This window comes from [Micrococcus luteus] ATCC 49442 (assembly GCF_010367585.1).
Classification (GTDB): domain Bacteria; phylum Actinomycetota; class Actinomycetes; order Actinomycetales; family Micrococcaceae; genus Arthrobacter; species Arthrobacter luteus_A.
The window spans coordinates 2,509,312-2,532,843 of record NZ_JAAAXP010000001.1 but is presented as its reverse complement, the minus strand read 5'-3'; the positions used below and the strand labels follow the sequence as shown (position 1 = coordinate 2,532,843).

The 23,532-nt window shown below is 67.0% G+C and carries 19 protein-coding genes; 9 read left to right on the top strand and 10 right to left on the bottom strand.

All coding sequences use genetic code 11. The features are described 5' to 3' along the window. Window positions 1-17: 17 nt before the first annotated feature. Window positions 18-1,196: a glycoside hydrolase family 76 protein gene (locus GUV69_RS11425; protein ID WP_164202419.1), complete on the bottom strand. Its 1,179-nt coding sequence runs from the start codon at window positions 1,194-1,196 to the stop codon at window positions 18-20. Window positions 1,197-1,296: 100 nt separating this feature from the next. Here GUV69_RS11425 and GUV69_RS11420 point away from each other — a divergent pair, with 100 nt between their 5' ends. Both GUV69_RS11420 and GUV69_RS11415 read left to right on the top strand, forming a co-directional pair. Further along, window positions 1,297-2,106, top strand: coding sequence for an SDR family NAD(P)-dependent oxidoreductase (locus tag GUV69_RS11420; protein ID WP_164202417.1), 810 nt, complete (start codon window positions 1,297-1,299; stop codon window positions 2,104-2,106). After that, on the top strand, window positions 2,103-3,308 hold the full coding sequence (locus GUV69_RS11415) for an acyl-CoA dehydrogenase family protein (RefSeq protein ID WP_164202415.1): 1,206 nt from the start codon (window positions 2,103-2,105) through the stop codon (window positions 3,306-3,308). The genes GUV69_RS11420 and GUV69_RS11415 overlap by 4 nt, the downstream gene beginning before the upstream one ends. 23 nt (window positions 3,309-3,331) lie before the next feature. Here GUV69_RS11415 and GUV69_RS11410 read toward each other — a convergent pair whose 3' ends face one another. Then, on the bottom strand, window positions 3,332-4,168 hold the full coding sequence (locus tag GUV69_RS11410) for a DUF1684 domain-containing protein (RefSeq protein ID WP_164202413.1): 837 nt from the start codon (window positions 4,166-4,168) through the stop codon (window positions 3,332-3,334). Between the two features lie 146 nt (window positions 4,169-4,314). Between GUV69_RS11410 and GUV69_RS11405 the strand changes: the two genes are divergently transcribed. The 3 genes from GUV69_RS11405 to GUV69_RS11395 all read left to right on the top strand — a co-directional run bounded on the left by GUV69_RS11405 (window position 4,315) and on the right by GUV69_RS11395 (window position 8,468). Further along, window positions 4,315-4,995: an NADPH-dependent F420 reductase gene (locus GUV69_RS11405; RefSeq protein WP_164202411.1), complete on the top strand. Its 681-nt coding sequence runs from the start codon at window positions 4,315-4,317 to the stop codon at window positions 4,993-4,995. 167 nt (window positions 4,996-5,162) lie between these two features. Continuing rightward, the gene (gene ppc, locus GUV69_RS11400) at window positions 5,163-7,994 is read left to right on the top strand and encodes a phosphoenolpyruvate carboxylase (protein WP_164202409.1); all 2,832 of its coding nucleotides are present in this window, start codon (window positions 5,163-5,165) and stop codon (window positions 7,992-7,994) included. A gap of 168 nt (window positions 7,995-8,162) precedes the next feature. Then, window positions 8,163-8,468, top strand: a complete 306-nt coding sequence (locus GUV69_RS11395; protein ID WP_164202407.1) for a hypothetical protein — start codon at window positions 8,163-8,165, stop codon at window positions 8,466-8,468. Between the two features lie 18 nt (window positions 8,469-8,486). Here GUV69_RS11395 and GUV69_RS11390 read toward each other — a convergent pair whose 3' ends face one another. From GUV69_RS11390 to GUV69_RS11380, 3 genes are all read right to left on the bottom strand, one after another. Next, window positions 8,487-9,122: a DedA family protein gene (locus tag GUV69_RS11390; RefSeq protein ID WP_164202405.1), complete on the bottom strand. Its 636-nt coding sequence runs from the start codon at window positions 9,120-9,122 to the stop codon at window positions 8,487-8,489. 55 nt (window positions 9,123-9,177) lie between these two features. After that, on the bottom strand, window positions 9,178-9,840 hold the full coding sequence (locus tag GUV69_RS11385) for an AfsR/SARP family transcriptional regulator (RefSeq protein ID WP_164202403.1): 663 nt from the start codon (window positions 9,838-9,840) through the stop codon (window positions 9,178-9,180). A 220-nt stretch (window positions 9,841-10,060) separates the two neighbouring features. Next, window positions 10,061-10,264: a hypothetical protein gene (locus tag GUV69_RS11380; RefSeq protein WP_164202402.1), complete on the bottom strand. Its 204-nt coding sequence runs from the start codon at window positions 10,262-10,264 to the stop codon at window positions 10,061-10,063. Between the two features lie 433 nt (window positions 10,265-10,697). Between GUV69_RS11380 and GUV69_RS11375 the strand changes: the two genes are divergently transcribed. Then, complete coding sequence (locus GUV69_RS11375; protein WP_164202400.1) at window positions 10,698-11,231, top strand: O-acetyl-ADP-ribose deacetylase; 534 nt, start codon at window positions 10,698-10,700, stop codon at window positions 11,229-11,231. Here GUV69_RS11375 and GUV69_RS11370 read toward each other — a convergent pair. Next, window positions 11,200-12,183, bottom strand: coding sequence for an RluA family pseudouridine synthase (locus GUV69_RS11370; protein WP_164206469.1), 984 nt, complete (start codon window positions 12,181-12,183; stop codon window positions 11,200-11,202). The genes GUV69_RS11375 and GUV69_RS11370 overlap by 32 nt on opposite strands. Window positions 12,184-12,326: 143 nt before the next feature. Between GUV69_RS11370 and GUV69_RS11365 the strand changes: the two genes are divergently transcribed. Both GUV69_RS11365 and GUV69_RS11360 read left to right on the top strand, forming a co-directional pair. After that, on the top strand, window positions 12,327-12,950 hold the full coding sequence (locus tag GUV69_RS11365; protein WP_164202398.1) for a winged helix-turn-helix domain-containing protein: 624 nt from the start codon (window positions 12,327-12,329) through the stop codon (window positions 12,948-12,950). Beyond that, window positions 12,943-13,635, top strand: coding sequence for an SRPBCC family protein (locus tag GUV69_RS11360; protein ID WP_164202396.1), 693 nt, complete (start codon window positions 12,943-12,945; stop codon window positions 13,633-13,635). Before GUV69_RS11365 ends, GUV69_RS11360 begins: the two co-directional genes overlap by 8 nt. Before the next feature lie 140 nt (window positions 13,636-13,775). Here the strand turns inward: GUV69_RS11360 and yczR are convergent, their stop codons facing one another. Next, on the bottom strand, window positions 13,776-15,260 hold the full coding sequence (yczR, locus tag GUV69_RS11355; protein WP_164202394.1) for a MocR-like transcription factor YczR: 1,485 nt from the start codon (window positions 15,258-15,260) through the stop codon (window positions 13,776-13,778). Between the two features lie 61 nt (window positions 15,261-15,321). Here yczR and yczE point away from each other — a divergent pair, with 61 nt between their 5' ends. Then, entirely contained in the window at window positions 15,322-15,999 is a 678-nt protein-coding gene (gene yczE, locus GUV69_RS11350; RefSeq protein ID WP_244292700.1) for a membrane protein YczE, read from the top strand. Here the strand turns inward: yczE and GUV69_RS11345 are convergent. The 3 genes from GUV69_RS11345 to GUV69_RS11335 form a co-directional block, all read right to left on the bottom strand. Continuing rightward, window positions 15,996-16,826: an Fpg/Nei family DNA glycosylase gene (locus GUV69_RS11345; RefSeq protein ID WP_164202392.1), complete on the bottom strand. Its 831-nt coding sequence runs from the start codon at window positions 16,824-16,826 to the stop codon at window positions 15,996-15,998. The two genes, yczE and GUV69_RS11345, sit on opposite strands and share 4 nt — an antisense overlap. 35 nt (window positions 16,827-16,861) lie before the next feature. Continuing rightward, entirely contained in the window at window positions 16,862-21,961 is a 5,100-nt protein-coding gene (locus GUV69_RS11340; RefSeq protein ID WP_164202390.1) for a DNA glycosylase AlkZ-like family protein, read from the bottom strand. Between the two features lie 80 nt (window positions 21,962-22,041). Further along, window positions 22,042-23,529, bottom strand: coding sequence for an FAD-dependent oxidoreductase (locus GUV69_RS11335; RefSeq protein WP_164202388.1), 1,488 nt, complete (start codon window positions 23,527-23,529; stop codon window positions 22,042-22,044). Window positions 23,530-23,532 lie beyond the last annotated feature (3 nt).

The window sequence follows — 23,532 nt, the reverse complement described above, 5'->3', positions numbered from 1 at the left end:
CGAAACTGTTGCGTGACCTAATTCGTTGAGGGTCCTTGCTGAACCGAGGCGGCGGCCTCCAATACCATCCAGGCCTGCAGCTGGGTGGAGAGTTCGACGCCGGCGCCCGGGGGATAGGTGGCGTCCGCAGGCTGCGCTGCGTGGATGGAAAAGACCGGCCCGCCTTGGGTGCGCCGGCCCGCCCAGAATGCTCCCGCGGTAGCGGTCACGAGCTCGCCGGCGGTGGTGCGGGCGCCCTCCGGAAGCCTGGCATCGGCGGCGGCGAGCGCCAGGTAACGGCAGAGGATCCCGGTGAAGAGTCCGCCGTCGCCCGTCCCGTCGCAGCGGAGGATGCTGGTGCGGCTGTCCGGGGGGCTCCCCGGCACCACCGCGTGCGCAGGTACCGTCAGGTGCTTGTCCACGGCGCGGATGAGGGTAGCGGCCCGGGCCAGGTTGGCATCGCCGCCGAGCTCCAGGAGGGCTCCCAGTACCGGGCCCTGGTTGTACGTATAGATGGTGTTCTCCACCGTGATCTCACCGGCCGCGTTGAGGCGCGCCCCGTCGACATAGAGCCCCTGCGCCTGATCGAACAGGACCGTGTTGAGCCAGTCCACAAGGCGCTGTGCCTTGGCCTGCTGGCCGGTGCGGGCGTAGTAGAGAGCCACGGGCGCGGTGGCCGGCGTGTTCTTGAAGTCCCGCTTTGTGCTCCAGAACGTCCCGCCGCCCAGATGGTCGGTGGAGGCGGAATCAAACTGCAGGGTCAGTGTCTTGTGGATCCTGGCATTGCGCCGGCGGCCCGGTTTGCGCGTCTCCTTGGCCAGGGCCTCCAATCGAAGGGTGGCGAGTGCCAGCCAGGCCATGTCGTCGTAGTAGCTGTTGACAAACGTGAAGGCGTTCCGCAGCCGGATGCCCGTGACCAGCCTGGACGCCAGCTTGCCGGCGCTGGGGCTGCCGGGGCCGTTGAACCGTGCCGCCGGGGTTGCTCCGTTGCCCAGTTCGCGGCGCCCCGCGTCCACCAGGCAGTCCACGTAGTGCGCCTGCCACCAGTAGTGCCAGGGGTGGAGGAGGCTATCAAGCACCTTTGATGGCCAGCGGACCGCCGCGAGGTGGGTTCCGGGCAGGAACAGCAGGCGCCGGCCGAAACGCTGCGTCACCGAACGCGCGGCCTGGTTGGCCCGGCCCGGCCAGTCTGCGGGCTCCACATCCGGCATGGTCATGCATGTAGCCTAGCGGGTGCAGCGGGCCGGCATTTCAGTTAACATGCACTAACTAACAGTCTGCGCGCCGGGTTGCGTGGGGCCACATCAAGGAGGATGTATGGACGTCAACGGTACGGTCGCGCTGATTACGGGCGGGGCGTCCGGTTTGGGCGCCGCGACGGCAAAACGCCTGTTCGACGCCGGCGCCTCGGTGGTGTTGATCGACCTGCCTTCGTCCGCCGGTGCGGCTTTCGCCGCGGAGCTGAACGCCGCCGCGGGTGCCGCCGCGGGTGCCGGCTCCCCGCAGGCGGTCTTTGTCCCCGCTGACGTCACCAGCGAAGCGGAGGTGCAGGCCGCCGTCGATACTGCTGTAACCCTGGGGCCGCTCCGGATCGTGGTGAACTGCGCAGGGATCGCCACGCCCGGCAAGGTGCTGGGCCGGGACGGCGTCCTCCCGCTGGAGACGTTCAACCGGGTCATCCAGGTGAACCTCGTCGGGACCTTCAACGTTCTGCGCCTGGCTGCCGCCGCCATGGCTGCCACAGAGCCGGTCAGTACGGAGCTGGGCGGCCCCGAGCGCGGCGTCATCGTGGATACGGCATCAGTGGCGGCCTTCGACGGGCAGATCGGGCAGCCTGCCTACGCCGCCTCAAAAGGTGCCGTCGCTGCCATGACGCTCCCGCTGGCACGGGAACTGGCGCGCTCGCTGGTGCGGGTGGTGACCATCGCCCCCGGGATTTTCGAAACCCCCATGATGGCGGGCCTTCCGCAGGACGCGCAGGACTCGCTGGGCCGGCAGGTTCCGCACCCCTCGCGCCTCGGCAAGCCTGCAGAGTATGCAAATCTGGTGGCCCACATCGTGGAGAACGCCATGCTCAACGGCGAAACCATCCGGCTCGACGGCGCCATCCGGATGGGCCCGAAGTGAACGGGCTCCCAACGGCCGACTTCTTCGCATTCGAGTCTCTCCTCAGTCCGAAGGAGCGGGCCAAGCTGGCCGGGCTGCGCGAATTCCTCGCCGCGGAGATCGCCCCCTATGCCTCGGACTGGTGGAACAAGGCCGAGTTTCCGGCGCATATCCTGCCCAAACTCGCCGCCCTGGAACTGAGTACACCGGCACAGCGCGGCTACAGCAACCTGTTCGCGGGACTCGTCATTGCCGAAATGACGCGCGTGGACACCTCCATAGCCACGTTCTTCCTGGTCCACCACGACCTGTTTGTGGAGTCGCTCTACGGCTTTGGCTCTGCCGGCCAGAAAGACCGGCTGCTGGCTGACGCGTCAAGCCTGCGCATCACCGGTGCCTTCGCCCTCACCGAGCCCGGGCACGGTTCCGACGTGGCCGGCGGGATGGAAACGCGGGCGCGCCGGATCTCCAGCCGCACCGGAGAGCCCGACGACGACGGCGACACCTGGGTGCTTAACGGCGCCAAGCGCTGGATCGGTAACGGGACGTTCTGCGACTACATGCTTGTGTGGGCCAGGGACGAATCCGCAGGCGCCGACGCTCCGGGCGCGGTCCGCGGGTTCATTGTTGATGCTTCCCTGCCGGGGGTAAGCCGGAGCCGGATCGAAAATAAGATCGCGCTGCGGACCGTGCAGAATGCCGACATTGTCTTCAAGGACGTCCGGGTGGCAGAAGCTGACCGGTTTGCCGGGATCAACAGCTTCGAGGACACCAACCAGCTCCTGCGCGGCTCACGGATCATGGTGGCCTGGCAGGCGGTGGGGCAGCAGCTGGCGGCATTCGACGTGGCCCGGCAGTACGCCGTCGAACGCCAACAGTTCGGGCGGCCGCTGGCGAAGTTCCAGCTCATCCAGCAGCAGCTCGTGACCATGCTGGGGAACACCGTGGCGAGCATGGGGATGATGGCGCGGCTCGCACAGCTGCAGGACGACGGCGCGGCGGACATGCCGCAGGTGGCCCTTGCCAAGTCCTACACAAGCGCCCGGATGCGCGAAACCGTGGCGCTGGGCCGGTCCATCCTCGGTGGCAACGGCATCGTGACCGACTACCGGATGGCCAAGATTTTCGCCGACGCCGAGGCGATCTACACCTACGAGGGCTCGTTCGAGATCAACACCCTCATTGTGGGCCGTGCGGTCACGGGGGTCTCGGCGATCGTCTGACGGCCCAATCACCGGGGCGGATCTCAGTCAGCCAGCGTGGGCTGTTTCTCGCCGGCTTCGATCCTCGCGTCCAGGCTGTTGTTTTTCACCGGCATGGGGCAAGTGCCGAATGGCGTGAATGCGCTGGGGTAGTTGATGGCGCGGTTGAAATCCAGGACCACCGTGGCGTTGCCTTCCTTGTCAACGCGGGGCCGGGCCGTGGAGACCTTCCGCCACTCGTCTGTTGTGTCCCCGTTGGTGCCGTCGTGGAAGGTGATGGTCAGTGCGCCCAGCTTCTCCTCTTCGGCATGCAGGCGGTATTCATGGTCGATCCCCGGCAGCCGGAAAACCACCTCGCCCACCGAATAGTGCAGGCCGTCCACCAGCGGATTGGCCGTTCCAATGGGGACGGCCACCGGCTCGGGATACGGCTCGTAGGCCGCCTCGATCACCAGGTCCGGGTTGTAGCCGAAGGCGGGGACGCCGTCGAACTCCGTCAACACAGGTGAGGCCGAATCCCGGGTGCGGATGGCGTACCGGTCCGCGCGCATGGCCAGTTCAACCACCACCTGCTGCCCGTCAGCGCCGCCGTACTGCACCCACATCAGCGAGTCCTCGTTGGTAAGGGCGGCGCTGATGGTGCCCACAACCGGCTCCCCGGTGGCCACCAGCGTCAGTCCGTCCTGCGCGGCGGCGGTGAGTGCCGCCGTCGTACCGTCCGTTGACCACAGGCCGGGGGCGAGGTCGACGGCGGACGGTTCGGATTCCAGCCACTGGAAGGAAGTGAGGGTCAGCCAGCCGTGGCGGGTGGCGAGGGCCTTGTTGCGGTTGGTGCGGAAGCGCTGCCAGCGTTCCAGCTGCGCGGGTGCGGCGATGCTCATGGGTTCCTCCGGACGGTTCTGGTTCGCCCCCTACAACCACGCTGGCAGGGCCTTCATTCCGGCGGGGTATTCCGCCAGGGGTATTCGTTGCACGGGGCGGGTAACGTCTGACGTATTGGACCACCGCGGGACGGACTGGAGTGATCATGAAGATTGCAGTACTTGGCACCGGAAGCGTAGGTCCGGCCCTCGCCGCGGCCTTCGCACGGCTCGGCCACGATGTGGCGATTGGAACCCGTGACCCGCAGGCAACGCTGGCACGCACCGAACCCGGTGCCACGGGAGGCCCGCCGTTTACCCAGTGGCATTCAGCCCACCAGGAGATAGCCGTACGCACGTTCGCCGACGCCGCAGCCGCCAGCGAACTGGTGGTCAACGCCACCAACGGCGCGGCGTCGCTCGCAGCTCTGGCCGAGGCCGGTGCGGAGAACCTGGCGGGGAAGATCGTGGTGGACGTGTCGAACGCCCTCGATTTCTCCCAAGGCTTTCCGCCGTCGCTGAATCCTGTCAATACAGACAGCATCGGCGAGCAGATCCAGCGGGCCTACCCGGAAGCCCGCGTCGTCAAGACGCTGAACACCATGGCTAACAGCGTGATGGTTGATCCCCGGCACGTAGCCGGCGGCGATCACACCGTGTTTGTGTCCGGCGACGACGCCGGGGCGAAGGCGGCAGTCACTGACATCCTGACGGCGCTCGGCCACACGGACGTTCTTGACCTCGGCGATATCACCACCGCCCGCGGTGCGGAAATGATCCTGCCCCTCTGGCTACGGATCTGGGGTGCGCTGGGGACGGCAGACTTCAATTTCAAAGTGGCCCGCTGAGGCGCCCGCCGGGGCACCCCTGCGGCGGAGGTCAAATGCACGGACATGATCTGAGACGGATTCCCCCTTCGCCGTGCGGGACGGGTAGCATCGGTAGGTAGTAACGCGGCTCACAGTATCCAGCGCAGTGTACGAGCCAGGTCCCGAACCCTCGAAAGACAGTTTCCATGGCTAACACTGCAGTGAATCCCACAACCGATCTCGCCTCTGAACTGAGGGCCGACGTCCGTCGTGTCACCTCCTTGCTGGGCGAATCCCTGGTGCGCCAGCACGGCCCTGAGCTCCTCAACCTCGTGGAGCAGGTCCGACTCCTCACCAAGGAGTCCAAGGAAGCAGCCCGCGGGGGAGCTGATGCCACCGGGCCCTGGAGCGCGCACGACGTCGTCGAACAGGTCCGCGAACTTCTGGGCTCCCTGCCGATTGAGCAGGCAACCGACCTGGTGCGCGCGTTCGCCTTCTACTTCCACCTGGCCAACGCAGCTGAGCAGGTCCACCGGGTCCGCACCCTGCGGACCCGGGAGGAAAAAGACGGCTGGCTGGCCAAAGCCGTGGCCGAGATCGTAGCGCAGGCAGGACCCGGACGGCTCCAGGAAGTGGTGAACGGGCTGGACGTCCGCCCCATCTTCACCGCCCATCCCACCGAGGCCTCGCGCCGTTCGGTGCTGGACAAGATCCGCAAGCTCTCCGATGTGCTGTCAGAATCCACCAAGGAAGGCACCACGGCCCGCCGCCGCCAGGACCGTCAGCTGTCGGAGGTCATCGACCAGATGTGGCAGACGGACGAGCTGCGCCAAGTGCGGCCCACTCCGGTGGACGAAGCCCGCAACGCGATCTACTACCTCTCCGGCATCCTGACCGACGCCATGCCCGAGATGCTGTCTGACTTCTCAGAACTGCTGGGCGAGCACGGCGTCAGCCTCTCGTCGCAGGACGCCCCCATCCGGTTTGGCTCCTGGATCGGCGGCGACCGCGACGGCAACCCGAACGTCACGGCTGCGGTCACCAGGGAGATCCTGCAGCTCCAGAACCAGCACGCCGTCCGCATCAGCATCGCCATGATGGACGAACTGATCTCCATCCTGTCCAACTCCACGTCGCTGGCCGGGGCGGACCAGGGCCTGCTGGACTCGATCGAGGTGGACCTGAAAAATCTTCCGGGCCTGGACCGCCGTGTCCTGGAACTTAACGCCCAGGAGCCCTACCGCCTTAAGCTCACGTGTATTAAGGCCAAGCTCATCAACACCGGCAAGCGCGTGGCAGTGGATTCCAGCCATGAACACGGCCGCGACTACTTTTCCACCGGCGAGCTGCTGACGGACCTGGAACTGCTGGAGCTGTCGCTGCGAAACCACTCGGCATCGCTCGCCGCGGACGGTGCGCTGGCCCGCGTCCGCCGCGCCGTCGCATCGTTCGGCCTGCACCTGGCCACCCTGGATATCCGCGAGCACGCCGACCACCACCACGACGCCGTCGGCCAGCTGATGGACAGGCTCGGTGGCCCGGGCCTCCGCTACGCGGAACTGAGCCGGGCGGAACGCTTCGAGGTGCTGGGATCTGAGCTCGCTTCCCGCCGGCCGCTGTCCGGCCACCCGATTAAGCTCGACGGCGTCGCTGACGGAACGTACGACGTCTTCCGTGAGATCCGCCGCGCCCTGCGCACTTACGGTCCGGACGTCGTCGAAACCTACATCATTTCCATGACCCGCGGCGCTGACGACGTGCTGGCCGCGGCGGTCCTGGCCCGCGAAGCCGGCCTGATCAATCTCTTTGGCGCCTCGCCGTACGCAAAGATCGGGTTCGCGCCGCTGCTGGAAACAGTGGAAGAACTGCGGGCCTCGGCTGAGATCGTGGACCAGTTGCTGTCCGTCCCGTCCTACCGCGACCTGGTCCGGCTGCGCGGCGACGTCCAGGAGATCATGCTCGGCTATTCGGACTCGAATAAGGAATCCGGTGTGATGACCAGCCAGTGGGAGATCCACAAGACCCAGCGCAACCTGCGTGACGTCGCGGCCAAGCACGGCGTCCGGGTCCGCCTCTTCCACGGCCGCGGCGGTTCCGTGGGCCGCGGTGGCGGTCCCACCTATGACGCCATCATGGCCCAGCCCAACGGGGTCCTGGAAGGCGAAATCAAGTTCACCGAACAGGGCGAGGTCATCTCGGACAAGTACTCCCTGCCGGAGCTTGCCCGGGAGAACCTGGAGCTCTCGCTTGCCGCGGTGCTCCAGGGCTCGGCGCTGCACCGCGATCCGCGCACCTCCGACGACCAGCGCGAACGGTACGGCCACGTTATGGAGACCATCTCCGACGGCGCTTTTGAGCGGTACCGGAAGCTCATCGATGATCCCGACCTGCCCGCGTACTTTATGGCTTCCACCCCGGTGGAGCAGCTCGGTTCGCTGAACATCGGCTCCCGCCCGTCCAAGCGTCCCGATTCCGGGGCCGGACTCGAGGGTCTGCGCGCCATCCCGTGGGTGTTCGGCTGGACCCAGTCCCGGCAGATCGTCCCGGGCTGGTTCGGTGTCGGCTCGGGCCTGAAGGCGGCCCGCGAGGCCGGCCACTCCGGTCAGCTACTCGAGATGATCGAGCACTGGCATTTCTTCCGCTCTGTCCTCTCCAACGTGGAGATGACCCTTGCCAAGACGGACCTGGACATCGCCGGCTACTACGTGGCCACCCTGGTTCCTGAGGAACTGCACCGCATCTTCCGCACCATCCGCGAGGAGTACGAGCTCACGGTCAGGGAGATCCAGAGCCTTACTGGTGAGAACACGCTCCTGGACGCCCAGCCCACGCTCAAGCGTTCCCTCGAGATCCGCGACCAGTATCTTGACCCCATCAGCTACCTGCAGGTGGAGCTCCTCCGCCGCGTACGGGCTGCCCGGGCGAACGAAGGCTCCGAGGAATCAAGCATCAGCAACGCCGAGATAGACGACCGACTCCAGCGGGCCATGCTGATCACGGTCAACGGGGTGGCAGCCGGCCTGCGCAACACCGGCTAACGCCCCACCACCCCCGGGACGCTCTCTCACTTGATGTGGGTTTTTCCCGGTCGCTCTCTCACTTTCTTAAAGAAAGCGAGAGAGCGATTGCCGAAAAGGCGCATTAAGTGAGAGAGCGTCCATAGGTGGTCGGCCAGCCGGTGCCTGACGATGGGTAGGGTTGAAGGCATGCCTTCGTTCCAGACCCGCCTGAAGATCACCGGCCTGAAACCCGGCAACCCGCCGGAGGCGGTGATGGCCGCGGCCGTGGAGGCCTTGGAGACCCGCCACCATGTGGAGGCCAACCAGATCGAGCTCGCCGGGGGCGTCCCGCAGCTGAACCTCCGGTTCCTCGTGGAGGCGACCGAATACTCCGGTGAGAACCAGCAGGCGCGCGAATCGGCAGCGATGATGCGCGACGCCGTCGAACGCGTTGCGCTGACCGGCTCACTGATGGTGCTGCGCCGCAACCGCGGCCGCTGGGCACCTGTATAGCCCTGCCGTACCTGTCGCTTAGTCGCCGGGCGCGGGCTCAATCACCGGCGGGGGTTCGTCGACCGGGGAACGGGTGCCGCGGCGGCGCGTGACGATGACTCCGACGACGGCGCCGATCACCAGGCCCAGCCCCACCCCGATGAGGGAACTGGCCCAAAACGGCAGCCTGGTTGCCGATCCCGTGAAGTAGCCCAGGCCCACAAGCCAGCTGGCCCACAAAACCGCACCGAGCCCGGCGCAGAGGCTGAAGCCGCGGACGGACACATCGGCAATACCTGCTGCGGCCGACGTCGCCAGCCGTCCGCCCGGGATGAAACGGGCGCCGATGATGGCCCCATAAGTGGAGGAGCGGCCCGCCTTGGCGATCGCATCGTGGATGCCGTGGTGGATTTTCCTGCCCCAGCGCCACCGGTCAAGGACATGGCTGAGCCGCCGCTTGAAGAGCTGGAAAACCACCATGTCGCCGATCCACGACGCCGCCGCGGACAGGGCTGCGACGAGGAAAAAGTTTGCCTTTCCCTCGGCGGAGAGCGCGCCGCCGGTGATCACCACCATCTCGGACGGGACGGGCGGAAAGATGGCGTCACCGAGCACCACGGGGATGATCCAAAAATAGATCGCCGCCCCCCAGCTGTCCGCGTTGCCAAAGTCCATGGCCACAAAGTACCGCACTTTGGGTGGCGGGACGGCCCGGGGGTCCCTGCTCTCCTTACATGCCGCCGGATACCAGCCCGACGCGCGGACGGAATTCCGAAACAAGCCCGCTCAGCTGGCTTGAGGGCAGGACGCCAAGTTCACTTTCCAACCGGCTGGCAAACATCGTGAAGGCACGGACTGCAGCTGCCCTGTTTCCCGCGGCAAGATGGGCCTTAACCAGCAGGAAGTGCGCCGATTCCCTGAGGGGCTCGATGCTCGCCGCCGACAGCGCCGCGATGACTGCGTTGTCCGGTTCACCCGCCGCCAAATGCTGCCGTGCCATCAGTTCGAGGGCGCTGAGGCGCATTTGCCGGAGCCGCTCCTGTTCGAAGATCACCCAGTCGTCATACCAGCCGGGTAGCAGCTCGGCCTTGCTCAGATGGTCCAGGTAGTTGTCGGGGATCTGCGCTTCAGGCTGCGCGTACATCTGCGCGACGCGTCGCTGCAGGGCTGCGACATCCACACAGACCGATTCCTCCAGTTCCAGCGTGTCGGGCCCGGTCTGCAGGAGGTGCGGGAACGCATGGGAGATGCACCAGACTGTGGTGCGAAGGTTTCCTGCTGCCTGCGTTTCGCTGCTCTTCGGCCACAGGAGGCCTGCCAAAAAACTCCGATGGCGGCAGCCCAGCAGCCCCACGCACGCGATGAGCCGCTGCTCACGGGTGGCTACCGTCACTGTATTGCTGCCGCAGCGCAACCGCCAAGCCCCCAGCAGACTCAAGTGCCAATCCTGTGCGAGAGCAACGGTCATGCTTATCCCTCTCAAGCGGCCGGATTCCACGCATCCCCCAGCTACCATCGTGGCACTTGCCCAAGTCATGTCAAGTCATTTTAGTAACGGGGGTAGGGCCATCTATCAAGTGGGGTAGGGCCCAATTTTGCGTGGGGTAGGGCGGCTAGGCGTTGGCGCTGCTGTCTTCCGGTTGCAGCGAATCGAGCCAACGCTGGACAGCCTTTAAAACCTCGTCTGAATCGCCTGCAGCCTCAACGAACTCCCCGGTCTGGCCGGGCCTGCTGGAGATCAGACGTGCGCGAATCCGGTTATTGGATGCCGGCTCGGCCCATGCGCGGATAACCATCGTGCCTTCAATGTCCGCCATGAGCGGGCGCCCTGCTTTCCTTGTCTGCAATTCACAAAGTATCTACGGACATTACTGCCTGGTACCACCATCCTAGGCATAGTTTATTGAGCTCCCAACTCAAAGGCTGTCACACCATAATTTCTGAAAAAAACGCAAAATAACATGTTTAGTCACGAGGTGCCACGGTCGGGGGCCGTTGACTGATCGGGAGAATCTGCTGGTAGTTGAACCGTCTGCATCTCAGGATCTATTGAACGGCGGGCATGCTCCAATGAAGGGATGATCCCAGCGTCCTGAGTGGCAGGGCCCGGAAGCAGGGATAGTGACAACCTGGTGAGCAAAGTGACAATCGCTCCGGATGGGGCGCTTGCACGGCGCTGGGCCCTTCACCCCGGATGGCTTTCATTCAGGCCCCGTTTATCAGGAACTCTGTACGTGCGAAACTGGCGACATGCGGATCAATATTCTCCAGGCCGACATCACCACCCGGGCCGTGGACGCGATTGTGAACGCGGCCAATTCCTCGCTGCTGGGCGGCGGCGGGGTGGACGGCGCCATCCACCGGGCAGCCGGGCCCGAGCTGTTGGCAGCCTGCCGCGCACTGCGCGAGACCGAGCTGCCGCACGGGCTCGGAGTGGGTGCCGCCGTAGCCACTCCCGCGTTCCGGCTCCCGGCCCGCTGGATCATCCACACTGTGGGGCCGAACCGCCGTGCCGGGCAGACCAACCGTGCGCTGCTCGTCTCGTGCTTCAGTGAAAGCCTGCGGCTGGCGGATTCGCTCAGCGCCGCGTCGGTCGCGTTTCCGGCGGTGGGCGGCGGCGTTTACGGCTGGGCCGGCCGGCAGGTGGCAGAGGCCGCGTACGACGCCGTTAACGGCTTTGGTGCCTCGCATCCTTCCAGCGCACTCGAGGCGGTGGAGTTCGTGCTGTTCAGCGCCGGGATGGAGGAAGACTTCAGCGCGGTGTTTGAGGGCCGGGGCGTTTGACAGCTTCGCTGAGTTCCAGGCTGCTGCGGTATTCCACCGGCTGGTTGCTGATCGGGTCCACGAAACGGATGCCGCGGGCCAGGAGCTGCAGCGGTTTGGTGTAGTCGTCCGGCGCCTTGTCCAACAGGTCGGGATAAAAGGAATCGTTGACGATGCCAAGGCCCAGCGAGGCCATGTGCACCCTCAGCTGGTGCGTCTTTCCGGAGTGCGGCTCCAGCCGGTACCGCGCGAGCCGGGGCGCAGCATTGGTGGCGACGGCACCCACGGACGCGCTGCCGTCGAACGTTTCCAGCCGTTCGATGCGGGTCTCCGCGTTCGGCTCCCCGTCAATGACCTCGGCCAGCAGGTAGCTGCGCGACTTGGTCATCCGGTTGCGGACCACTACGGGGTAGTCGACGGCGGGGTAGCCGTCAGCGGGCTCGGCTGCGGAAACGCATTCGTATTCCTTCTGCACCTGCCGCTTTTCGAAGAGCACCTGGTACCTGCCGCGGGTCTCGGGATTCGTGGACAGCAGCAGCACGCCGGCCGTCATCCGGTCCAGGCGGTGCATGGGAATCAGGTCCGGCAGGTCCAGCTGGTTCCGCAGCCGGACCAGAGCGGACTCCTGGATGTAGGTGCCGCCGGGGGTGGTGGGCAGGAAGTGCGGCTTGTCCACCACCAGCAGGTGCTCGTCCTGGTGGAGGATGCTGATGTCCACGGGGATGCGGGTCTCCGGCGGCAGTGTGCGGTAGTACCAGATGAAGGTGTGGTCATCGAGCTTCGTGGCCCGGTCAAGGGGGATGCCGCCCTCGCCAACGATCTCGCCGGCGTCGAACCTGTCCTCGATGCCCTGCGGATCGATGTGCCCCCAGCGGTGCATCATGTAGTCCATCGCGGTGGTCCACGGCCCCTCGTCCGGGAGGCGCAGGCGGGTGGCGTTGACGCCGTCGCGCACGGGGAGGGGGGATTGCATCACCGGTCCATTCTACTTTGCGGCGCGGGGCCTGCTCTGCGCCCCGGTCGGACCCGCGACGTAGAGCGGGCCTCCCCGATAAGATTCCACCGACGGGAAAAAAGTTCTTGACAATAAAAGTTGTCGGTTGGCATGATGGAGACATGTTGGACATCGAAGTGATCGAGGACCCGGCCGCGGCGGAAGCGTCGCTGGATCCGATCCGCACCCGCATCCTCCGGGAGCTGGCGGAGCCGGGATCGGCCACACAGCTTGCGGCCAAGGTGGGCCTGCCGCGGCAGAAGGTCAACTATCACCTGAAGGCCCTCGAACGGCACGGGCTGGTGGAGCTGGTGGAGGAGCGCCGCAAGGGCAACGTCACCGAACGCGTCCTCCAGGCGACGGCGGCCTCCTACCTGATCTCACCCGTGGCCCTCGCATCGGTGGCACCGGACCCGCACCGGTTCTCCGACCGCTTCTCCGCCTTCTGGCTGCTGGCACTCGCCGGCCGGATGGTCCAGGAGGTGGGCAAGCTGATCGCCGGTGCCGCAGCCGCCCGGCAAAAGCTCGCCACGTTCGCTATCGACGGCGAGATTACGTTCCGCACCGCCGCCGACAGGGCCGCTTTTGCCGAGGAGCTCGGCGTAGCGGTGACCCGGCTGGTGGACAGGTATCACGACGGCGGCGCCCCGCGGGGGAGCGCGGGCGGCGGGCGGAAGCACCGGCTCGTCGTCGCGCTTCACCCCGCACTCAAGACCCTTTCAGCGAAGGAGCAGGACAATGACTGACAAACGCGAATTTGAGATCGTCTACGACACCGAGCTGCCGGGCACTCCCGAGCGCGTCTGGGAGGCGGTGACCAGCGGCACGCCGGCGTGGTTGTTCCCCACCGACCAGTGGCCGGACGTCAAAACCGTGCAGGAATTCCCCACCCACCTCGTTTCCCGGATGGACGGCCCGGATGGCTGGTTCAACCAGCTGGAGCATGTCCTCGAGCCGCTCGAGGGTGGCCGCGCCAAGCTCCACTATGTGCACAGCGGGATCTTCGCCGACAACTGGGACGGGCAGTACGACGGCGCCAGCAAGCACACCGCGTTCTACCTGCACACCCTCGGCCAGTATCTGGCTCACTTCGACGGCAAACCGGTGGTGTTCACGGACATTCAGGCGCCGGCGGCCTCGCAGACCCCGGACGGGTTTGAGCGGCTGAAGAAGGCGCTCGGCGTTGAGGCTGCGGCGCAGGGTTCGCCAGTGGATGTGACGCTCGACGGCGTGGGGCGGCTTACCGGGGAAGTGGACTTCGCCAATGAGAACTTCCTGGGGCTGCGGACCGCGGACACGATGTATCGGTTCTTCGGCCGTAACGCCTTCGGTGCGCCGGTGGGCATGACGGTGCACGACTTCAGCGGCAGCGGCGACTCCGAGACCACGGCCAAGGCCTGGGGCGGGTTCCTTGCGAAGGTCTACGCGTAGGCGGCTTCGCTTAGGGACGCGCATCTTCCCCGGTGACGCGCAAGCGGCTTGGGGACACCCGAATCTGGGTGTCGTCAGGCCGTTCCTGTGTCACTGGGCCGTTGCCGTGTCGCAGGCCCGGCGTCCGCTCGGTCGCATGCTCAGGCGATGGCGACAGCCGGGGCGTCCGTCAGGGTCCGGCGGAGCTGCGGGGCGGCGTCGAGCCTGTCCTGGGCTGAGCGCAGCGCCCGGACCGCCTTCTCGAGCTTGTCCGACGGCAGCGTAAACGGCACCCGCAGATACTGCTCAAATGCCCCGCCCGCGCCGAACCGGGGTCCGGCGGCCAGGCGGATGCCGAACTCGGGCGCGATGACGGTGAGTGCAGTGCTCGCTGCAGTGGGCAGCCGGCACCAGACCGTGAGGCCACCGGCCGGCCGCTCGGGCCGCCAGTCCGGCAGGTGCTCGGCCAGCAGGTCCAGTAGAACCGCCCGGTTCCCGCGCAGCGTGGCAAGCCGTGCGCCGAGCGGCTCGTCCAGGGACCGCACCATCCCTGCCGCGGCCAACTGTTCAACCACCGGCCCGCCCAGGTCCATGGTGGTCCGGGTGGCAATAAAGCGGCCCAAGAGGTCTTCCTCGGCACGGATCCAGCCGGTACGCAGGCCCGCCCAGTGGGATTTGCTGAGCGATCCGATGGACACCACGGCGGGACCGAAGGCTGCCAGTGGCGAGGTGGTTCCGCCGTCGAGGTTCAACTCCCGCAGCGTCTCGTCCACCACGAGTACCGTGCCGGCCGCCGCGGCAGCGCGCACCAGCCGGCGGCGCTGGAGATCGGACATCAGCCGGCCCGTGGGGTTGTGGAAGTCCGGGACCACGTATGCCATGGCGGGGCGTTGCTCCTGCAGCGCGGCCACCATCATGTCCATGTCCCAACCGGGGGTTGCCGCCTCCACGGCAGCCGACGGCGCCCCCGCACTAGTGGCCGGCGGCAGCGGCACGGGAATGATCCGCGAGCCGGAGGCGCGGATGGCGTCAAGCGCGTTGGGGTAGGTGGGATGGTCCACCAGGACTTTGTGCTGCCGGCCGGCGAGGGTCCGCAACACGATGTTCAGGGCGTGCTGCGCGCCGGAGGTCACCAGGATCTGGCTGGGCGCTGTGGGCACACCCGCGGCGGTGTAGCGGTCCGCGATGGCTTCCCGGAGTGCGGGAAACCCCACTGCGTCGTAGCCGAAACCGGGCAGTAGGGCCGGCAGGTCCGACAAGGCATCCGCAAACGCGCGATGCACCACCTCGCCGGTGGCGGGAAGCGAGGCGTAGGCCAGGTCCAGGATTCCGTCAGGCAGGGCAACTCCGGGCGCACTGACCGGCACGGTGCGGTGCGGAATGCCGGTCCGGCCGCGGCTGCCTTGGCCCCCGCTGAGGAATCCTTGCTCCCGCAGCGCCGCATAAGCGGCGGTGACAGTTGTCCGGCTCAGGCCCAAAACCCGGGCCAGTGCGCGCTCGCTTGGCAGCGCGACCTCCAGCGGGATGCGGCCGTCCATGATCAAAAGGCGTACGACGTCGGCGAGCTCGCGGTACGCCGGCGCGGCGCCGAGGTGCCACGCGCCCAGGAGGCGGGCCAGTGCAAGCGGACTCAGTGAAGCGGACACATAGCCAGTATCTCAGACTGGCTATGTAATTCAATGCCAGTTTTCTGGCAAAGTGATCGCTATGTTATCCCGCAGACTCCTCCAGCTTTTTGTCGGCCTGGCCATCTATGGCATCTCTCTGGCCATGTTCATCCGCGCCGGCCTCGGGCTGGACCCTTGGGATGTCTTCCACCAGGGACTGGCCGGTTTGAGCGGGTTCAGTATCGGCACGGTCGTGGTGGCCGTGAGTTTCCTCGTGTTGTTGCTGTGGATTCCGCTGCGGCAGAAGCCCGGTTTCGGAACACTGGCCAACGCTGTCCTGGTGGGGGTGTTCGCCGACGTCGGGCTGGCGCTGATCCCCGCGTTCTCACACCTTGGTGGCCAGATTGCGATGCTCGGTGGTGCTGTGGTCCTCAATGGCATCGCGTCGGCCTGTTACATTGGCGCCCGCTTTGGCCCCGGCGCCCGCGACGGACTGATGACCGGCCTCGCTCGCCGCACTGGTTGGTCCGTGCGGATCGCGCGCACGCTGATCGAAGTGGTGGTGCTCGGCATCGGATGGCTGCTGGGCGGATCCGTCGGGGTGGGAACGGTGGTCTATGCCCTGGCCATAGGGCCGTTGGTCCAGCTGATGCTGCCGTGGTTTATGATCCCGTCCGCAGTCCAGGACGGCGTTGTGGCGCCTGAGTCGGTGAAGGGCGCAGGCGAGCCACAGTCCCTGGAGTCCGAGCCGCTGGAGCCAACCGCCCTTCGCCCTTAGTCCAGCAGCGGCTGGCACTGGGGGCAGAAGTAGATGTCCCGCTCTTCGTCGCCGTTGAGCTTCCCCAGCGCAGCCCGCCGGATGGGTGTGCCGCATTTCAGGCAGGGTTGGTGTTCGCGCCGGTATACCCAGTAACCGGGGCGCCCTGCCATCATTCCCACGGGCATCCCGCGCGGGTTCAGGATGGTGACCCGCCTGCCCGGGCCGAGGTTGGCTTCCAGCAGTTGCTTCGCATCGGTCATCATCGCTTGAAGATCGGCGACGGCCGAGCTGGGTGACGCCGGATGGACGCCTGACAGGAAACAGGTCTCGCAGCGGTAGATGTTGCCGATGCCCGCGAGGTTGCGCTGGTCGAGCAGAGCGACGCCGATGGGGACGTCGGGGGCCGAACGGATCCTTCGTTCCGCTTCGTCCGGATTCCAGTCCGGACCGAGCAGGTCCGGGCCCAGATGACCCACAATCCTGTCCTCGTCTTCGGTGCGGACCACCTCCACAATTCCCAACGAGAATCCGACGGCGTCCGCCACCGCGGTCCGCAGCACGCACCGTGCGGTAAATCCTGGCTTCCGCCAGCGTCCGCCGGGTGGATAGACCTGCCAGGCGCCCTCCATTTTCAGGTGCGAATGGATGGTGAGTTTACGCTGATCAGGTCCCTCGACCCGCATGAGGAGGTGTTTGCCGCGCGGCACAACCTCGGTCATGGTCCAGCCGGCAAGGTTGAGGGTGGCAAAACGGGGCACCCTGAAATCCGAGCCGGTGAGCGTTTGCCCTGCCAGCGCCTTGTGCAGTTGCGAGGCGGCGCGCCAGACTGAGTCACCCTCAGGCACGGATCCCCGCTTTCCTCGAGGTGGTCATGTGTCGCTTAGGCACGGATCCTCAGCCCCTTCGGTGTGGAGTAGGCGCCGGCGGCCGCCAGTGCTTTGGCCACCGCGGTATCGAGGATGTCGTGGCCGTTGACCTTCTCCATGATCAGCTTGTCCACGGCCCCGCGGGTGACCACACCCACCAGCGCGGCGCCGGCGGCCGACAGGATGGCCTCGTCCCCGCTGAAGGCCAGCAACGTCTTGCCGCCACGTTCCACATAGAGGATCAAGGCACCGTCCACGAGCACCACCAGGGCACCTGCCTTCCGTCCCGGGCGGTGGCCGGTGCCGGCCTCCTCGCTGAGGGCCGGCCAGGGAAGTGCCGCACCGTATGGGTTCGCCGGATCGGTGGCCGCGAGGGCCAGTGCAACGGGCTCGGGCTTCGCGAGCTGGCTGTCCTCGGAGTAGGACCGCAGCCGGTCCACGGTGGCCGGGACGGCGAACTGGGCCGCGCCTAGATGCTCGATAAAATACCCGCGGCGGCACCGGCCCGCTTCCTCCAGCCGGGCCAGGACCTTGTACATCAGCCCGAAGCCCCCCAGGATCTGTTCTGCCATGACCGATCCCCGGGTCACCACGCCGTAGCGGTCCAACAGCAATTCCGCGGTGGCACGCGCATGAATGGTGGCATCCAGCTCCGGCAAGGGCAGTGCCGACCACCGCCCGGCAGCCATCGGCGGAGTGGCCGCCGCACCCGAAGACGAGCCGTACCGTCCGCCGCTGAGCCCCGGTGAGCCCGAACCCGACGAGCCCAGGAGCCCGGTGCCGTGGGAACGGCCAAGCCTGCTCAATCTGGGTGCGCGCGACCGTGGTGCCCGTGCCACCTGGCGGTGGGCAGTGTGGCCGCCGGCGATCAGGGCGCGCACCGGAGCAAATGTATCTCCGGTAATCCGCCCCGCCCAGGCCAGGTCCCACAGCGCTGAGACCACGTCCTGGTCACTTAGCACCGAGTCCATTCCGCCCGCGACGTCCGTCAGCTGCCGGAAGAAGTAGCCGCCGCCGTTGTTCCGGAGGTGGTCGAGGAGCCGTTGCTGAGCGTCCCCCGGCTCGTATTCGATGGCGGGATTCAACGTCAGGTCGGCGGAATCGGCCAGATGCATGCTGACCCAGCCATCGTTGCCGGGAAGTGCGCCCGCCCCGGACCAGAGGACTTCGCCCGCAGCCATGAGCTCGTCCAGCATGGCGGGCTGGTAGTTGGACACCCTGCTCGCCAGAATCAGCGGCTCCCAGGCCGAGGCCGGCACAGGAACACCGGACAGTTGGTCGATCGCTGTGACAATTCCGTCCAGCCCGCGCAACGACGGCTGGCCGCGCCCCGAACCGGGAGTCCGGACATTCTGCCAGGCGGGGAGGAAACGGCCATAGGCGGCCGCATCCACCGGTTCCACTTCGGCGCGCAGAGCCGCCAGCGAACGACGGCGGAGCTTGCGAAGAACTTCGGCGTCACACCATTCGCTGGTGGTTGCGGGCTGCTGCTGGTCCTGGAGGCGGGGTTCCCGGGGGACCGGCTGTGGTGGTTCGTGGTCCGTTCCGGTTCCCATTCCCGATGCCGGGCTTTCGGGCGCCTGACTTTCGGGCGCCTGCATTTCGGGCGGTACGACGTGCGGCCGGAACTCGCCCTCCACCACGCGGCCGTCCGCCGCGAGCCGCTTCAATGCAGTGCCGACCACCGCGACGCCCAGGCCCAGCCGTGCAGCGGCTTCCGCTGCTGTGAACGGTCCGTGCGTGCGTGCATAGCGGGAAACGAGGTCGCCAAGGGGATCCGCCACCGGTTCGATAAAGGCGAGCGGCACGCCCATAGGCAGCGGTACACCGATGGCATCCCGCAGCCGTGCGGCGTCCTCCACGGCGGCATAGCGCTCAGCGCCGCCGATGTTGACCTTGATGGCGCGGTTGGCCCGCTGCAGTGCAGTCAGATGGGCCGCGGCCAGGGCGGTATCAGCATGCGGAGTTTCGACCGGAACAGCCGGCTCTCCCGCCTCGGCCTCGGGCGGCGCAACCGCCGTCGCGGGCGCAACCGCCGTCGCAGATTCAACCACTGCCGGGTCCAGCCGGGCGGCGACTTCGCCGGGCGTCAGCGGACCCAGCAGCCGGAGCAGGTCCGCCACGCCTTCCATCCCGCGGGCGCGGCGGTCCGGCGCAAGCCGCTGCAATTCAAGCTCCGTGGCGTCGATGACTTTCGCGTCGAGCAGTTCGCGGAGCTCCACACGCCCCAGCAGCTCATTCAGCAGCGTCGAATCCAGGGCCAGGGCAGCGGCCCGGCGTTCGGCCAGCGGCGAGTCGCCTTCGTACAGGAACTGCGCCACATACCCGAACAGCAGGGACTTGGCGAACGGCGACGGCTGCTGCGTTGTGGTCTCGACGATCCTCAGCTCGCGGCGTTCCACCGATGCTGCAATATCCTTCAGCGCCGGGAGGTCATACACGTCCTGGAGGCATTCACGGACTGTCTCCAGCACAATCGGGAACGTAGGGTACTTCCGCGCGACATCGAGCAGCTGGGCAGACCGCTGACGCTGCTGCCACAACGGCTGCCGCTTGCCCGGAGTCTGGCGGGGCAGCAGCAGGGCACGCGCCGCGCACTCCCGGAACCGCGAAGCAAACAGGGCGCTGCCGCCCACTTCCGCGGTGACTATCTGCTCAAGTTCCTCCGGATCGAACAGGAACAGCTCGGCTCCCGGCGGTTCGTCTTCCATCATGGGCACCCGCAGCACGATGCCGTCGTCCGCCGCCATGGCGGAGCCGTCCAGGCCGTACCGCTGGTGCAGGCGCTGTCCGACGGCGAGTGCCCACGGGGCGTGCACGGGCATGCCGAACGGGCTGTGGAGGATCACCCGCCAGTCGCCGAGTTCGTCGTGGAACCGTTCCACCACCAGGGTGGTGTCGCTGGGGACCACCTCGGTGGCGAGCTTCTGCTCGCCGAGGTACTGGATGAGGTTGTTCGCGGCGAAGGTGTCCAGCCCGCTGGCCGTACAGCGTTCGGTGGCAGGCCCGACGTCGGACGCTGACAGTTCGCGGACGAACGCACCCAGGGCGCGGCCCAGGTCCACCGGCCTGCCCAGGGAGTCGCCCTTCCAGAACGGCAGCTTGCCGGGCTGGCCGAAGGCGGGGGAGACCAGGACACGGTCATGGGTAATGTCCTCAATTTTCCAGCTGGTGGCGCCGAGGGCGAAAACGTCACCCACCCGGGACTCGTAGACCATTTCCTCGTCCAGCTCACCCACCCGTCGGCCGCCCTTGGCAGGGGACGCGGCAGGTTTGCCGTCAGCGGATGGCGACGCCGAGCCCTCAGCTTCGGTGCCGATGATGTAGACCCCGAATAACCCGCGGTCCGGAATGGTGCCGCCGGAGGTGACAGCCAGGCGCTGGGCCCCGGGCCGGCCCTCAATGGTGCCCGCATTGCGGTCCCAGATGATCCGTGGCCGCAGTTCGGCGAATTCGTCGGAAGGGTAACGGCCGGCCAGCAGGTCCAGGGTTGCCTCGAACGCGGACCGGGGTAGCGAGGCGAAGGGCGCGGACCGCCGGACCGTTGCGAACCATTCCTCCACATCGATGCTGCCCAGGGCTGTTGCGGCTACGGTCTGCTGGGCGAGGATATCCAGTGGATTGGCCGGGACAAAGAGCCGCTCGATCTTCCCTTCCAACATCCGCTCAACGGTTATGGCCGTGTGTACAAGGTCCGCCCGGTGTTTGGGGAATAACACACCCTGCGAAATCTCGCCTACTTGGTGACCGGCACGGCCCACGCGCTGCAGGCCGCTGGCCACCGACGGCGGGGATTCCACCTGCACCACCAGATCCACAGCGCCCATGTCGATGCCGAGTTCCAGGGAGGACGTGGCCACAACACACCGCAGCCGGCCGGACTTCAGGTCATCCTCGATCATTGCCCGCTGGTCCTTGGACACCGATCCATGGTGGGCGCGGGCCAGCAACGGATCGGCTCCCGAGGTGCTGCCCGCCTGAGCCATCATGTGGGCCGGCGTGGCCGTAAATGCGGGCACACCAGCCAAGCCCGGTTCCGGTCCCTCAGCGCCCGGTGCGTCCCAGCCCCCGCCCACAGCCACAAGCTGCCGCTCCGCGTAGATCTCATTCAGCCGGGCCGTCAGCCGCTCGGCAAGACGGCGCGAGTTGGCGAACACGATGGTGGACTGGTTGGCCAGCACCAGGTCGACGATCTTCTCTTCCACGTGCGGCCAGATCGAGGCCTGCGGCTGCAGCCCGGATGCCGGACCCGAATCGAAGGCGCCCGCAGCACCCTGGAGGTCTGACATGTCCTCCACAGGCACGGAAACGGTCAGGTCCCAGGTCTTCCGCGACGGGGGCGCCACGATCTCTACCGGCGCGGAACCCGCCAGGAACTGGGCTACCAGCTCGCGGGGCTCCACCGTGGCAGACAGTCCAATCCGCTGGGCGGGTTTCGGCAGCAGCGCGTCGAGCCGTTCCAGCGAAACCGCCAGGTGCGCGCCACGCTTGGTGCCTGCGACGGCGTGGACTTCGTCCACGATGATGGTGTCCACCTCGGTGAGCGTTTCCCGTGCCCTGGAGGTGAGCATCAGGAACAGCGATTCCGGCGTGGTGATGAGGATGTCCGGCGGGTTGCTGAGCAGCGAGCGGCGGTCGGCCGCCGTGGTGTCACCGGACCGGACCCCCACGGTAATGAGCGGGGCGGGCAGGTCCAGCCGTTTGGCCGTCTGGGTGATGCCGATCAGCGGCGCACGCAGGTTCCGCTCGACGTCCACGCCAAGGGCTTTCAACGGGGAGATGTACAGAACACGGGTCTTGCGTTTCGGTGCCCGCGGCCGGCGGCCTTTTGCCGGCGGTGCATCCAGCCCCGGCAGTTCAGGCGCAGGGGCGGGCGCCGAAACCAGCAGCCGGTCAAGGGCCCACAGGAAGGCAGCGAGCGTTTTGCCGGAACCGGTGGGCGCGACCACCAGGGCATGGGAACCGGAGGAAATGGCGTTCCAGGCGCCGTCCTGGGCCGGAGTCGGCTCGGAAAAGGCACCCAGGAACCAGTCGCGCGTGGGCCGGCTGAACCGTCCCATGGCGGTGCCGGGAAGGGTGTCCGGCCCGGCTCCCGGCGGTAGCTTCTCCTGCATTCCTCCATCATGCCCTACCCCACTGACAGCGCTGCCGGGCGCATCACCGGGCCCGGGATTGCCGGTCCCGTCCGGACAGATCAACCCTTCGCTGCCGGCGGGAGGTTCTTCGTGGCGGGGCCTTCGAGGAGCTGCCCGTCACTGCCGAACCGGGAGCCGTGGAGCGGGCAGTCCCAGGTGAGTTCGCTGTCGTTCCAGCGGACGATTCCGCCCAGGTGCGTGCAGACGGCGGAGAGCCTGCACGTGGTGCCGCCGACTGTGGACACCGCCACAGGCCGGGCACCGTCGCGATACACCTTACCGGCGCCGTCGGGCGGTGGCGTGGTGCCATCCGACGCCAGCTTTCCCCATCCGGTGGCAAGAGTCGCGGCCACACCGGCGTTGAGCGCCACGGCTGACAACGCGCCCGCTGGCGAAGTAATGCGATGGTGGATGGTGTCCGCCCAGGGGATCTGTCCGCCCAGAATGTCAGCTGACATTCCGAGCGCAACCGCGACGGCGTTGGTCATGCCCCATTTGTTGTAGCCCGTGCCGAATAGTATCCGTCCCCGTCCCCGCGGCAGCTTGCCGAAGAACGGCATGAGGTTGGTGGCCTGATAGTCCTGGGCCGACCAGGTGTGCGTGGTTGAGGCGCCGGGAAAGTGTGTTCCCGCCCAGTCGAGCAGGCCGGTGAGGTGGGACTTTTCCGAGGCAGTGCGCCCCACGTGATGCCCGTGTCCGCCTACCAGCAGCAGCCTGCGCCCGGAGGCCTCGTAGTCCCGCAGCGAATGCGTGGGCTGCTCTGCCGAGAGGTACATGCCCGGCGGCGGCGTCAGCCCGGCTGGCAGTTCCAGTGCTGCCGCGTAGGAGCGCTGCGGCTTGAGTTTCGCGAAGTACAGGCCGCGGTCCAGCACCGGAATCCCGGTTGCCAGCACCAGGTGGTCAGCCGTGACATTGCCATGGTCGGTCTTGATCGTGAGGGGTCCCCTCCCGGTGGCGTCCCGGAGCCTGACCCCACTCACCACGCTGCCGCCGCGGGCACGGAGGTCACCCAGCAGCGTGTCCAGCACGTCCATCGGGTTGATCTGGGCCTGGCCGGCAAGCATCAGGGCGCCCTGGATGGTGAAGGGGAGGCCGGCGTCGCGCACGTACTCCACGTTGAGCCCCGCGGTGGTTGCCGCGATCAGTTCCTCGCGGAGCCGCTCGGCACCGTCACCGGTGGTGGCGTAGGTATACGCAGTGCGGCGCTGGTACGGCACCCCGTTCTCGTCGAGGTAGCGCAGCAGCCAGGCCTGCCCCTCCCGGTTCGCCTCGACGTAGGCTTTCACCTGCTTGTCCGGATACTGCCGGGACAACGAGGCCAAAACAGTTCCCTGCAGCAGGCTGACCTTGGCTGTGGTGTTCCCGGTGGTCACCGCGCCCGGGTAGCGGGCTTCCAGCACCAGCACCTGCTGCCCGGAGCGTGCCAGCAACAGCGCTGTGACCAGTCCGGTGAGCCCGGCCCCGGCCACCACGGTGTCGTATTTCGCTCCTGCCTGAAAAGGGTCAGGGCTAAAGGTACTCTCGCGGTCCAGCCAGAGGGACGTCATGGA